Source organism: Azospirillum sp. NS33 (genome assembly GCF_059703765.1).
The window spans coordinates 65,576-77,650 of record NZ_BAAKJB010000011.1 but is presented as its reverse complement, the minus strand read 5'-3'; the positions used below and the strand labels follow the sequence as shown (position 1 = coordinate 77,650).

Sequence of the window (12,075 nt, the reverse complement as noted above, 5' to 3'; positions counted from 1 at the left end):
GACCACGAGACGGATGCCCAAGCCATGAGCGAGACCCTCTTGACCACCGACGCCGCGCTGCGCGCCGTCGCCGACGGACTGAAGGCGGGCACGGTGGTGCCCTATCTGGGGCCGGGCGCCTTCACCACCCTGCCCGAGGGCACCTGCCCGATACCGCGGACCTCGGCCGAACTGGTGCAGCGCCTGAACGCCAAGGTGGCGGCGCCCGGCCGCATCCGCTCCAGCCTCACCGCGGTCGCCCAGTACATCGAGACGCGGCGCCACCGCAAGACGCTGGAAACCCTGCTCACCGAGGTGTTCCGCTGCGACGTGCCGGTGACCCCGGTGCACCGCTGGGTGGCCGGCCTGTCGGCGCTGCCGCTGGTGGTCGATGTCTGGTACGACGACGCCCTGGAAAAGGCGCTGGCCGGGGATCCCGTCCGGGTGTGGGGGCAGGTGCAGGGCTTGTCGCACCCGCAGTCGACCGGAGAATGGGTCAAGTACTACGCGCCCGACGGCACCGAGACCGACGCCGCCACCGCCGCGGCCTGGTCCACCGTCGTGTACAAGCCCTCGGGCAGCGTCTCGCCGGCCGGCAACTACCTGATCTCCGACAGCGACTTCGTCGAGGTGCTGACTGAGATCGACATCCAGACGCCGATCCCCGCCACCGTCATGGACCGCCGGGCCGGCCGCCACTTCCTCTATCTCGGCTGCCGCTTCGACGCCGAGGTTCAGCGCACCTTCGCCCGGCAGATCGCCAAGCGCTCCAGCGACACCCATTGGGCGGTGATCGCGGGCGATCTGTCGCGCAACGAGGCGCGTTTCCTCGACCTGCACGGCATCCACCGCATCGACCTGCCGCTGGCCGAGGCGCTGGCGCGGATCGACGCGGCGATGGCCGGCTGAGCGGAGCCCGGACGGGTCAGGCCGCCGTCGGCCGCAGGCGGCGGCCACCGAGATAGAGCGCCAGGGACGCCGGCATCAGCAGGATGTGGTAGGTGGCGTAGAGCCCCAGGCCGGGCACGCCGTCGCTGCCCAGCGGCCCCATCAGCGACGCCGCGATGATCAGCACGATGCCGGCGCACAGCACCGCCGAGCCGTCGCCGCGCCGCAGTCCCCGCAGGTGCAGGACCAGCGTCAGCAGCAGCACCGCGGAGTAGGCCGCGACCACCAGCAGGAAATTGTCGGTCCGGGCCAGCGCGACGATCACCGCCACCATGCCGGCGGCGCCGAGGACCGTGGCGGCCATCCGCCCGCGCGGGCCCAGGAACTGGCGGGCGGTGGCCAGCAGCATGCCGAAGGAGGCGACCACCACGACGGCCCGGGTGGCGACCATCATGGCCCCGTGCCCGGCATGGCCGATCGGCTCGAAAAAGGCGTGGTCGATGGCGCCCAGCATGGTCGCCAGGCCGGTGAGGAACAGCGCCGCCGCCCACAGCCCGGCCGGCGATCGCGCCGCCACGCCGGGCCGCATCGCCAGGCCGGCCAGGAAGAACAGCTCACACGCCAGGATGACGTCGGTCAGGGCCGACAGTGCCAAATCGGTCATAAGGACAAGAAGCCCACAGATAACAATGCACGGTCCATCCCTTCGCCTATAGGATTCGCAGCCTGGGAGCAACCCGGCAGGGATTGCTCCCGGATCGGCAATCGATAAGCGCCCTGGCGCGTGCCGTCGACACGGGCTATACCGGACCGAGGTGGGAAGAGTATCCTGGCCCCCCCGCCGGGACTTTCCGGCACGAGCGATTCGAGCGGCGTTTCATGGACGGTCAGGTCGGCCAACGGACCCATGTGGTGGTCGTGTACACCGACGCCGGCGGCGGGCACCGCGCCGCCGCCGAGGCGTTGCGCGAGATCCTCGCGGACGAGCGGGACATCCGGGTCACCCTGGTCAACGCCTACCAGACCGTGCTGCCCCATCTCGACCTGTTCGCCCGCTTCACGCCACGCAATGTGGAGGCGACCTACAACGACCTGATCCTGCGCCGCGGCCGCACCGGGCTGTTCTGCCTGGGCTTCTACCTTCTGGCCGTGCTCAACGTGGCGCTGCTCGGCCGGCCCGGGCGCCGCGCCTTCCGGGCGCTGTGGGAGCGGCAGAGGCCGGACCTCGTGGTCTCCGTGCTGCCGGTGATCAACGGCCTGATCGCCGACAGCCTCGCCGCCCACGGCGACGGGACCACGCCCCTGGCCATCCTCATCACCGACTGGGCGGAGATGGGCCGCCACGTCTGGTTTCCCCGCGGCACCCGCTTCCACGCGGTCTGCGGCACCGACGCCAGCCACCGCCAGATGGTCCGCCGCAACCATCCCACGGACCGGATGCACCGCACCGACGGGCTGCTGATCCGGCCCGGCTTCCTGGAGCCCGCCGGCGACGTCGCCGCGGCGCGGCGGGCGCTGGGGCTGGACCCGGCGCGGCCGGTGGTCTGCATGCTCTACGGCGGGCACGGGAGCTGGCGCATGCTGGAGCTGGCCGAGGCCCTGCGCGACACGCCGGAGGACCGGCGCCCCGACGTCCAGGTCCTGTTCCTGTGCGGGCGCAACGGCGCGCTGGCCGAGGCCCTGCGGAACGCCGCCCTGCCCTACCGCCACCTCGTGCTGGGCTACACCCGGGAGGTGCACCGCTACATGGCGTTGAGCGACCTGTTCGTCGGCAAGACCGGCCCGGCGTCGGTGAGCGAGGCGGTGGCCCTGCGCCTGCCGCTGCTGGTGGACCGCCGCCACGCCCTGCCGCAGGAGCGCGCGGTGCTGTCCTGGATCGCCGGCTCCAGGGCCGGCGACAGCTTCACGACGCCGCGCCGCTTCGTGGCCGCCCTCGACCGCCTGCTGGCGACCGGGACCCCCGGCCGTGGCACGGCCACCGGCGCCAATCGCGCGGCCCGCCAGATCCCGGCGATCATCCGCACCATCCTGGCGTCCCGCGCCAAGGCGCGGCGCCACCGCCAGGCGGTGGACGCGTGACAGCGCCCGTCTGGGACGTCGTCGCCATCACCTCGGCCCCGCCGCCCTGGCACACCGGGCCGGCCTACCTCTCCTTGTGGCAGGCCTGCGGCCTGGCCGCGCTGGGGCTGCGCGTGGCCTACATCGTCCCCTGGCTGCCGCCGCGCCACCAGGCCCTGTTCTGGGATGCCCCGCACTTCGCCACCCCCGCCGCCCACGCCGCCTGGCTGCAGGACGAGGTGCGCCGGCTCGGCCACCCGCCCCTGCCCCATATCGGCCACTACCGCGCCCACGGCTCGTCCCTGCTGCGCAGCGCGATCCCCCTGGAGGACGTCTTCGCCGCCGCCCCGCCGGCCCGCGCCGTGCTGCTGTGCGAGCCCGAGCACATCGCCTGGTGCCTTGCCACCAGCCCGCGCCGCCGGGTGGCCGCGCAGCGTGTGGTCGGGGTGGTGATGACCAACTACGAGCACTACCTTCGCACCCGCATGCCGCGGGGGCTGCGCTGGCTCGGCCCGCTGGCGACCTGCGTCCACCGCCGTCTGGTGCGCCGCCACACCGACGCCGTGGCGGCCCTGTCGCCGGCGGTGGCCGGGGTGGTCGCGGACCACCCCGCGGTGGAGGGCCCGGTGTCGGGCGTGCTGGCGGCGTACGCCGCCGTGCCGCCGGTGCGGCCGGGCGCCGGCGGCGCCTACTTCATCGGCCGGCAGATCTGGGACAAGGGGCTGGCCGAGGTGATCGAGGTCGCGCGGCGCACCGGGGTGCCCATCGACGTGCTGGGCGGCGGCCCCGACGCCGCGGCGATCCGGGCGCAGGCGGCCGAGTGCGGGGCGCCGCTGCGCTTCCTGGGCCCTTCGGCGGCCCCTTGGGAGCGGCTCGCGGCCTACCGGGTGTTCCTCAACCCGTCGCGCAGCGAGGTGCTGTGCACCACGACGGCCGACGCCCTGGTCGCCGGCCGCCATGTGATCCTCCCGGACTGCCCGGCCAACGAGCCGTTCCGCCGCTACCCGAACACCCATTTCTTCCGCACCAGCGGGGAGGCGGCGGCGGCCCTGCTGCACACCATGGCCCACGAGCCGGAGCCGCCGGTGGCGGCGCGGCGCGACTTCGACTGGCCGGCCGCCTGCCGGCGCCTCGCCGCAGCCCTGGACGTGACGCCCGCGCCGGAGGTCACAGCAGCCCGATGGTGAAGGCGCAGGCACCGGCCATGAAATGCACCATGGTGACGCCCGCCAGGTTCTGATGGCGCAGGTAGAAGGCGCCGAAGGCGATGCTGCTGATGATGGTCAGCACGACCGCCGCCAGCCCGAAATGGATGTGGAAGACGCCGAACATGAAGCCGCTGACCAGCACCGTCAGGATGCCGGTGCGGTCGTCCAGGAACCGCTGGAACGCGGTGAGCATGAAGCCGCGGGCCACCAGCTCCTGCAGGAAGGAATGGGCGAAGTAGGGCACCACGCCGTAGGGATCGAACGAGATGTGGCGGTCGGGCAGCGCCTCGGAGGCGTTGGAGGCCACGTAGAACAACACGGTCAGCACGACCAGCACGGCCGACACCGCCGCCCCTTCCCGCAACGACACCCCGAGGTTGTGCCGGCTCAGGCCCATCTGGGTCAGCGGGATGCGCAGCAGCCAGACCGTCACGAAGCTGGGGACCAGGAGGATCAGCAGATAGGCCCAGGCGAAGCCCTGGGTGTAGATGTCGATGTCCAGCACCCGCGTCGCCACCACGTTGCTGACCAGCATGCCGAGCGAGCACAAGACCAGGATGTAGAGGAAGAATCGGCCGAACTGCTGGCGCGTGGTGACCGCGTCGAGCTGGTGGCGGAGTGTCGACACGTAGACGTCGGTGCCGACCCGCAGGCGCTGGACGACGGCGATGCCGACGCTGGCCCGCAGGTTGTCGTAGAAATGGTCGCCGCCCTCCAGTTCGAGCAGGTCGAACGGGGAGATCTTGAGGAGCCGGCCGTCGGTGACCGCCCGCGCCGTCAGCTGTTGCGGCCCGCCGTCCATGAAGGCGTGCTCGCCGACGATGTCGCCGCGGCCGAGCTGGAGCACCGGCCATTCCTCGTCCCCTTCGCCGCCGGAGCGGATGCCGACGACCTCCCCCTCCTCGACGATGAACAGGTTGTTCGTCCGCTCACCCTCGGCGACGATCACCGTGCCGGCGGGCACCGTCACCGGTTCGCCGACCCGCTCGATGGCGTCGCGGGTTTCGGGGGAGAGGATCTTCAGTGCGCTGAACCGTGCGGCGGCCGGTGGATCGGGAAGCGCTGGCGCAACGGAGGCGGAATCGGTCATCGAGGCTGTCTTTCCTGGACGCGCGGCACGGCGGGGGACCCGGCGCCCCGCAGGGTCGCCGGCCACCGGGCCGACCACGCGGGTGGCGGTCGCCGGTTGCAGGATAGCGGCCGATGCCGATGGGTCAAGCGGGGCGCCACGGTCCCCGCTGCCGCGGACCCGCCGGGCGCGGCATGCATCGGCATTGCGGACGCGAGGATATCGCTTCTACAGTGTCCCGGCAGGGCGCCGGACGACTGGGCACATGAGCGGATTCCGGATGATCGACAAGTCTTATTACGATGCCAACATGGCGATCTACTACGGGGACTTCGGCCTGTCCCTGGCCGCCTTCCTGGCCGGCTTCGCCGGATGCGTCGCCGCCAGCGGCCCGCTCGCCGTCCTCGCCTTCGCCGTCAGCGTGGCCGCCCTCTACCGCGCCGGCGCCTTCGTTCACGAGATCACCCACCGCCACCGCGACCCGCGCATGGCGGCCTTCACGCGGCTGTGGAACCTCACCCTCGGCGCCGTGGTTCTGATGCCGGCGGCGCGCTTCTTCAAGCCACACCTGACCCACCACTCCATCGGCGTGTTCGGCACCCGCGACGACCCCCAGTACCTGCCCTTGCGGACCGACCCGGCGCTGATGGTGGTGGTGGTGCTGGTCGCCCCCTTCGTGATGCCCGTGCTCAACCTGTGCCTGACGGTGACGGCCAGCCTGGGCGTCGACGCCGAGGATCGTCTGGAACGGCTGCTGCGGCGCCATGGCTTCACCATGGGAAGCGACGTGGAGGCGGTTCACCGCCCGGGGATCACCCGCCTCAGCCGCATCCACCTGGCGATGTGGGCCGTCTACGCCGCCCTGCTGCCGGCGACGCTGCCGCTGATGTATCTGGTGCAGGTGGGCGGCTGGATGCTGACCACGCTGCGCATTCCCCTGGAGCACCGGATGGAGGGCCACGTGGAGCGCACCGACGCGCGCGACCACGTGCTGGACAGCTTCACGGTGGAGGCGCCGCTGGCCGCCCTGCTTCAGCCCCTGGGCCTGCGCTTCCACACGGCCCACCACATGTACCCGGGCGTTCCCTACCACCGGCTGGGGCGGCTCCACCGGGAGCTGAAGGCGCAGGGCGATCCGGCCTACACCGCCAACGTGATCCCGTTCTGGCAGGCGGTGCGGGGACCGCGGCCGAACACCGCGGCCGCAGCGGGCTAGCGGGCGGCCTGGCGGGCAGCCACCCGCCGCGACCACGCGGACCGCCGGCCCACCCCACCAGACCACCCCGTGGGACAGGTCAGCCCGCCGCCCGTTCCAGCGGGACGTCGAAGGACTCCGCCGGCTCCACCGCGGCGTCCATCGCCAGGGTCGGGTCGGCCAGCCCCTGCGCCACCGTCCGCCGCGCCCGGCGGACCAGGCGCTCCAGCCGGATCCAGGACCAGACCCACCGCGCCTGGGCCACCGTCACCGCGCGCAGCCGGCCGGCCAGGAACACCGCCAGCGGCTCGCGGGGCATCCCGGGGCGGCGTTCGTGGCGCCGCTTGACACGGACGATGCCGTATTCGGCGGGGTTCACGTCCTCGATGGCGAAGGCGCCGCGGGCCACGAGCTGGAAGGGGGTGAGATCGTCCAGGTTGCCGCCGCAGGCGAGGTGGCGGCGGATCACCCGCTCGGTGTGGGCGTCGTCGTAGGAGATGCGCCAGGTCTCGCGGTAGAGCGCCTCGAGCTCCGGCCCGCTCATGTGCGGGTGCGCGGTGGTGGTGTGGAAGGTGGTGTAGCGCGACGGGTCGGGGTCCATGGGAACGCCACGCTTGGCCAGCACCGCGTGGTCGTTGGAGCCGGGCAGCGGCGTCAGGATGAAGGTGTAGAGCAGATCGACCGCCAGCTCCCGCTTGATGGTCTCCAGGTCGCGGCGGACGCTGTCGGCCGTGTCGGTCGGGAAGCCGATGATGTAGCCGCACATGACGACGACGCCGTGGCGCTTCCAGGTGGCGAAGAACCGCTGGTAGCGCTGCACGGCGTTGTGGTTCTTGCTGACCCCGCGCAGGGCTTCGGGGTTGATGCTCTCCATGCCGACGAAGACCTGCACGCAGCCGGCCCGCACCGCCAGGGGGATGAAGTCCGGGTTGCGGTCGCTCTGGGTGTCGACCTGGATGATGAAGCTGAACGTCAGCCCCTCCTCCTCCCGCAGCCGGACCAGGGTTTCCAGGATGGACCGCCAGTTCTCGTTCCGGGCGAAATTGTCGTCGGTGAACAGGAAGCGGGTGCGCCGCCGGGCCACGCTGGTGCGGATGAAGCAGGCCACCGCCTCGGCGGTGCGCGAGCGGGGCTTGCGGCCGTGGACGTTGATGACGGTGCAGAACGAGCAGGTGAACGGGCAGCCGCGCCCGGCCTCCACCGGGGTGATGGGATCGAGCACGATCGGCAGGCGGCGGTCGACGTTCACCGGCACGCGCTGCGGCAGCAGCGCCGTTTCCATGTTCACCGACACACCGCCGTAGTTGTAGATCGGCTTCAGGGTTCCGGCGTGCGCGTCGCGCAGCACCTCGTCCAGCCGCTCCTCCGCCTCGCCGACGAACAGGCTGACGCCGAGATCCAGCATCTCCTGCAGCTCGGGCGCCGGGTCGGGCAGCGAGGTCAGGCAGCCCGACACGTGCGAGCCGCCGATCACGACCGGCACGCCGGCGTCCCGGAACCGGCGCACGATCGCCGCACCGCGTGGGAACTGGGCGGTGTGCACCCCGACGATGGCCACCAGCCCGCCCGCCGAGGCCGCCTTGATGCGGCCGATCATCGCCTCCACCGGCGGCAGGCCGCACTGGTCGTCGTGCGCCTCGACGACGATCTCCACATCCGGCCCGAGCACGCGCCGTGCCCCGCAGTCCTCGAACAGCGCGTTGAGCAGCGACAGCGAGAAGGACGGATAGACGATGCGCCGCCACTGGATGGGATAGCCGGTCTCGTCGTAGCGGACCGGCTTGATGAGGATCACGTGGAAGGTCTGGGGCATGGCGCTGACACCCTGTGGCTGTGCGGCGGCGGGACGCGGCGGCGTCACGCCACGGCGGATTTTCGCGGTCGTTCGTCGGTGGGCACCGTGGCGGTGAGGCCGGCCAGCGCCGGGTCGGCGGCGTCCGGCGGGCCCGGGACGCGCCGGGCCCGGCGGGCCAGCCGTTCCAGCCGCAGCCACTCCCAGCCCCAGCGGGCCTGGGAGGACAGCACCGTCCACACGCGGCGCAGGGCGAACGGCACCGCCGCCTCGCGCGGCAGGTCCGGCCGGCGCTCGCGGCGGTCGCGGATGCGCAGCAGCCCCATCTCGAAGGGATGGATGTTCTCGATGTCGAAGGTGGCGCGCGCCACCAGGAGGAAGGGGAGCAACTGGTCGAGGCGGCCGCCCAGCGCCAGGTGGCGGCGCAGGATGCGGGCGGTGTGGGCGTCGTCGTAATAGTGGCGCCAGGCCTCGTGGTAGACGCCCTCCAGCTCCGCCGTGCTCATGTGCGGGTGCGGCGTGGTCGAGTGGCAGGTGGTGTAGCGCGACAGGTCGGGGTCCATGGGCGCCCCGCGCGTCCACAAGGCGGCGTGGTCGGCCGAGCCCGGAAGCGGCGTCAGGATGAAGGGGTAGAGCAGATCGATGGCCAGGGTCTGCTGGATGGTCCGCAGATCGCGGCGGATGCTGTCCGGGGTGTCGGTGGGGAAGCCGACGATGTAGCCGGCCATGGTGACCACGCCATGCTTCTTCCAGGCCAGGAAGAAGGGCTGGTAGCGGTCCGCCTGGTTGTGCTTCTTGCTGACCGTCGCCAGGCTGTCGGCGTTGATGCTCTCCATGCCGACGAACACCTGGGCGACCCCGGCGCGCACGGCCAGCGGAATGAAGTCGGGGTCGCGGTCCGCCTGGGTGTCGATCTGGAACATCAGGCTGAAGTCCAGCCCCTCGTCCTCGCGCAGCCGGGCCAGCGCGGTCAGGATCTCGCGCCAGTTGCGGTTGCGGGAGAAATTGTCGTCGGTGAACAGGAAGCGCTTGCGCCCGCGCGCCACGCTGTGGCGGACGACATCGGCCATGGTCTCGGCGTCGCGGGCCCGGGCGCGGCGGCCGTGGACGTTGATCACCGTGCAATAGCTGCAGGTGAAGGGGCAACCGCGGCTCGCCTCGATGGGGTCGATGGGGTCGAGCGGCAGGGCGAGGCGGCGTTCGACGTTGGCGGGCAGATGGTACGGCGGCTTGGCCTGGGCCAGGTCGACCAGGTCGGCACCGTAATTGTAGATGGGCGGCATGCGGCCGTCGCGGGCGTCGCGCAGCAGCCCCTCGAAACGCCCCTCCGCCTCGCCGGCGAACAGGCTCACGCCGATCTCCAGCATCGCCCGCAGCTCGGGCGGCGGCTCCGGCAGGGTGGCCAGGGTGCCCGACACGTGGAAGCCGCCCATCACCACCGGCACCCCGGCGGCCCGGAACCGCCGCGCCAGGTCGGCGCCGCGGGGGAATTGCGCGCTGTGGCCGCCGACGATCCCCACCAGCGCCCCGCCGCGCGCCGCCTTCAACCGGCGGATCATCGCCGCCATCGACGGCAGGCCGACCTGGTCGTCGTGGGTCTCGACGACGATGTCCACGCCGGGCCCCAGGACGCGCCGTGCCGCGCAGTCCTCGGCCAGGGCGTTCAGTGCCGACAGGGAATTGGACGGATAGACCGCCCGACGCCACTGCACCACGTAGCCGTCGTCGTCGTAGCGCGACGGCTTGATGAGGACGAGGTGGAAGGTGTCGGGCATGGCGGCTCCACCAGCGGCGGTCGGTCGTGGACGGCGTCGCGGACGCCGGCCTCTCTGGACGCGCCCCTGCCAATCAGTTGACCACACACGGCCGGGAGGAAAAACCCTAATCTCTCGACAGACACCGGGCTGAAACCGCCCAGATCTTCGCCATCCGCGCCAGAAGAGAGCTCACGGCCGCCCCCCGCCATCATTGTCCTTGGGCGGTGTCGGGGGGTCTTCGACACGGCGACGGGTGCGGGTGATCATCGACGATAACCGGCAATGCCTGAAACGACGGAAGCCGCCCGAAGGCGGCTTCCGAACCCGGCTGAACCGGCGCGGCGGCCCAGCGGCCCAGCGGCCCGACGGCCGCCTACTCCTCGTCGTCGTCGTCGCCCAGGGAGTCGGGGATGTCGGGCGAATCCACGTCGATCGGCACGCCCGGCAGGTGCTTGGAGCAGCGGATCGACAGCGCCGACTTGACGTGGGCGACGTTGGGCGCCGAGGTCAGCTTGGTGGTCAGGAAGCGCTGGTAGTCGTCCCAGTCCTCGGCAACCACCTTGACCAGGAAGTCGAACTCGCCGGCCAGCATGTTGCACTCACGCACCATCGCCCAGCTGTTCACCAGATCCTCGAACTTCTTGAGGTCCGCCTCCGCCTGGCTGGACAGGCCGACCTGGGCGAACACCGTCACCCCGAAGCCCAGCGCATCGGGATTGATGTCCGCGTGATAGCCGCGTATGAAGCCCGACTCCTCCAGGGCGCGCACACGCCTCAGACAGGGTGGAGCCGAAATGCCGGCGCGCCGCGCCAGCTCTACGTTTGTCATCCGGCCGTCGTTCTGCAAGTCGCGCAGGATGCGCCGGTCGATTCGGTCGAGTTTGACCCGCCGCATGGTGTTCTCGATTGGCTCCGGGGGATGGTCTGAGAAAGGATATTACACGGCACCCGGCGCAACGCCAAGCCGGAACCCGGCCTTGGCCGCCAAATCCGACACCTTTTTGACGAACATCCGGGCCGGCGCCACCACCAGCCGTGCGCTGCGCGCCGCACCCGCCAATGAGACGAGACCGCGATGCAAGACCTGAGCTGCTGGGTTGTCACCGAAGGCGCCGCCGGGATGGAGAACCAGGGGGTGGGCCTGGCCGAGGCCCTGGGAATCGAGCCGGTGGTCAAACGGGTGCGGCTGCGCAGCCCGTGGAAGCAGCTGACCCCGTTCCTGCGGATCGGCAACCGCTTCGCCTTCGCCGAGGACAGCGACCCCGTCGCCCCCCCGTGGCCCGACATCCTCATCGCCATCGGCCGGCAGAGCAACCCGGCGGCCCTGGCGGCGCGGCGCGGCTCGCGCGGGCGGACCTTCACCGTGCGCATCCAGGACCCGCAGATCGCCCCGCGCCACTTCGGCCTGGTGGTGGTGCCCGAGCACGACCGCCTGCGCGGCGCCAACGTGATCACCACCCGCGGCGCGCTGCACCGGGTGACCCGCGCCATGCTCGACGCCGCGGGCGCCCGCCATGCCGCCCGCCTCGCCGCCCTGCCGCGGCCGCGGGTGGCGGTGCTGGTGGGCGGCAGCAACGGCGTCTACCATCTCACCCCCACCGTCGTGGGCGACCTGGCGGACAAGCTTGCGCACCTCGCCGCCGCGCGCGGGGCGGGGCTGATGGTGACGCCGTCGCGGCGCACCGGCGCCGACAACGAGGCGATCCTGCGGGCCCGCCTCGCCGGCCTGCCGGCGGAGGTGTGGGACGGCACCGGCGAGAACCCGTATTTCGCCTACCTCGCCCTGGCCGACGCGGTGGTGGTCACCTGCGACAGCGTGTCCATGGTGTCGGAGGCCTGCTTCACCGGCAAGCCGGTCCACGTGATCGAGCTGGAGGGCGGCTCCCCCAAGTTCCGCGCCTTCCTCGACCGGCTCTACGCCGACGGCATCGCCCGGCCCTTCACCGGCGCCCTCGAGACGTGGACCTACCAGCCGTTCGACGACACCGCCCGCGTCGCCGCCGAGATCCGCCGCCGCCTCGCCGCCCGCCAGGGGCCCTGATCCCGGGACCGCCGAGTCCCCGGCCGGGACGAGGGGAGCACGGCGCCCCTCCATCGCCCGATCCTCCGGTCCTCCGGTCCTCCCCCGC

The 12,075-nt window shown here is 71.9% G+C and carries 10 protein-coding genes; 5 read left to right on the top strand and 5 right to left on the bottom strand.

Annotation, left to right across the window (positions count from 1 at the left end; genetic code table 11):
• The first annotated feature begins 24 nt into the window (after positions 1 to 24).
• Complete coding sequence (locus AC6H2I_RS11905; RefSeq protein ID WP_497500852.1) at positions 25 to 888, top strand: SIR2 family protein; 864 nt, start codon at positions 25 to 27, stop codon at positions 886 to 888.
• Between the two features lie 16 nt (positions 889 to 904).
• Here AC6H2I_RS11905 and AC6H2I_RS11900 read toward each other — a convergent pair whose 3' ends face one another.
• Entirely contained in the window at positions 905 to 1,531 is a 627-nt protein-coding gene (locus tag AC6H2I_RS11900) for a DUF6962 family protein (RefSeq protein WP_497500851.1), read from the bottom strand.
• A 215-nt stretch (positions 1,532 to 1,746) separates the two neighbouring features.
• Here AC6H2I_RS11900 and AC6H2I_RS11895 point away from each other — a divergent pair, with 215 nt between their 5' ends.
• Together AC6H2I_RS11895 and AC6H2I_RS11890 are read left to right on the top strand one after the other, a co-directional pair.
• Positions 1,747 to 2,946, top strand: coding sequence for a glycosyltransferase family protein (locus tag AC6H2I_RS11895; protein ID WP_497500850.1), 1,200 nt, complete (start codon positions 1,747 to 1,749; stop codon positions 2,944 to 2,946).
• A complete protein-coding gene (locus AC6H2I_RS11890) occupies positions 2,943 to 4,112 on the top strand; it encodes a hypothetical protein (RefSeq protein ID WP_497500849.1) in 1,170 nt (389 codons plus the stop codon). Before AC6H2I_RS11895 ends, AC6H2I_RS11890 begins: the two co-directional genes overlap by 4 nt.
• Here the strand turns inward: AC6H2I_RS11890 and AC6H2I_RS11885 are convergent.
• A complete protein-coding gene (locus tag AC6H2I_RS11885) occupies positions 4,093 to 5,223 on the bottom strand; it encodes a cyclic nucleotide-binding domain-containing protein (RefSeq protein ID WP_497500848.1) in 1,131 nt (376 codons plus the stop codon). The genes AC6H2I_RS11890 and AC6H2I_RS11885 overlap by 20 nt on opposite strands.
• A gap of 259 nt (positions 5,224 to 5,482) precedes the next feature.
• On the opposite strand from AC6H2I_RS11885, the gene AC6H2I_RS11880 reads away from it, so the two are divergent.
• On the top strand, positions 5,483 to 6,418 hold the full coding sequence (locus tag AC6H2I_RS11880) for a fatty acid desaturase family protein (protein ID WP_497500847.1): 936 nt from the start codon (positions 5,483 to 5,485) through the stop codon (positions 6,416 to 6,418).
• Between the two features lie 79 nt (positions 6,419 to 6,497).
• Here AC6H2I_RS11880 and AC6H2I_RS11875 read toward each other — a convergent pair whose 3' ends face one another.
• From AC6H2I_RS11875 to AC6H2I_RS11865, 3 genes are all read right to left on the bottom strand, one after another.
• Positions 6,498 to 8,210 carry a B12-binding domain-containing radical SAM protein gene (locus tag AC6H2I_RS11875; RefSeq protein ID WP_497500846.1) on the bottom strand — a complete coding sequence of 571 codons (1,713 nt, stop codon included), beginning with the start codon at positions 8,208 to 8,210 and terminating at the stop codon, positions 6,498 to 6,500.
• A 44-nt stretch (positions 8,211 to 8,254) separates the two neighbouring features.
• A complete protein-coding gene (locus AC6H2I_RS11870; protein ID WP_497500845.1) occupies positions 8,255 to 9,964 on the bottom strand; it encodes a B12-binding domain-containing radical SAM protein in 1,710 nt (569 codons plus the stop codon).
• 355 nt (positions 9,965 to 10,319) lie between these two features.
• On the bottom strand, positions 10,320 to 10,841 hold the full coding sequence (locus AC6H2I_RS11865) for an Lrp/AsnC family transcriptional regulator (protein WP_497500844.1): 522 nt from the start codon (positions 10,839 to 10,841) through the stop codon (positions 10,320 to 10,322).
• Positions 10,842 to 11,021: 180 nt separating this feature from the next.
• Here AC6H2I_RS11865 and AC6H2I_RS11860 point away from each other — a divergent pair, with 180 nt between their 5' ends.
• Entirely contained in the window at positions 11,022 to 11,987 is a 966-nt protein-coding gene (locus tag AC6H2I_RS11860) for a mitochondrial fission ELM1 family protein (RefSeq protein ID WP_497500843.1), read from the top strand.
• Positions 11,988 to 12,075: the final 88 nt, after the last annotated feature.

What these genes read in the sequence shown, in the direction of transcription:
- AC6H2I_RS11905 (WP_497500852.1), top strand. Translation starts at nt 25, where the DNA reads ATGAGCGAGACCCTCTTGACCACCGACGCCGCGCTGCGCGCCGTCGCC.
- AC6H2I_RS11900 (WP_497500851.1), bottom strand. Translation starts at nt 1,531, where the DNA reads ATGACCGATTTGGCACTGTCGGCCCTGACCGACGTCATCCTGGCGTGT.
- AC6H2I_RS11895 (WP_497500850.1), top strand. Translation starts at nt 1,747, where the DNA reads ATGGACGGTCAGGTCGGCCAACGGACCCATGTGGTGGTCGTGTACACC.
- AC6H2I_RS11885 (WP_497500848.1), bottom strand. Translation starts at nt 5,223, where the DNA reads ATGACCGATTCCGCCTCCGTTGCGCCAGCGCTTCCCGATCCACCGGCC.
- AC6H2I_RS11880 (WP_497500847.1), top strand. Translation starts at nt 5,483, where the DNA reads ATGATCGACAAGTCTTATTACGATGCCAACATGGCGATCTACTACGGG.
- AC6H2I_RS11875 (WP_497500846.1), bottom strand. Translation starts at nt 8,210, where the DNA reads ATGCCCCAGACCTTCCACGTGATCCTCATCAAGCCGGTCCGCTACGAC.
- AC6H2I_RS11870 (WP_497500845.1), bottom strand. Translation starts at nt 9,964, where the DNA reads ATGCCCGACACCTTCCACCTCGTCCTCATCAAGCCGTCGCGCTACGAC.
- AC6H2I_RS11865 (WP_497500844.1), bottom strand. Translation starts at nt 10,841, where the DNA reads ATGCGGCGGGTCAAACTCGACCGAATCGACCGGCGCATCCTGCGCGAC.
- AC6H2I_RS11860 (WP_497500843.1), top strand. Translation starts at nt 11,022, where the DNA reads ATGCAAGACCTGAGCTGCTGGGTTGTCACCGAAGGCGCCGCCGGGATG.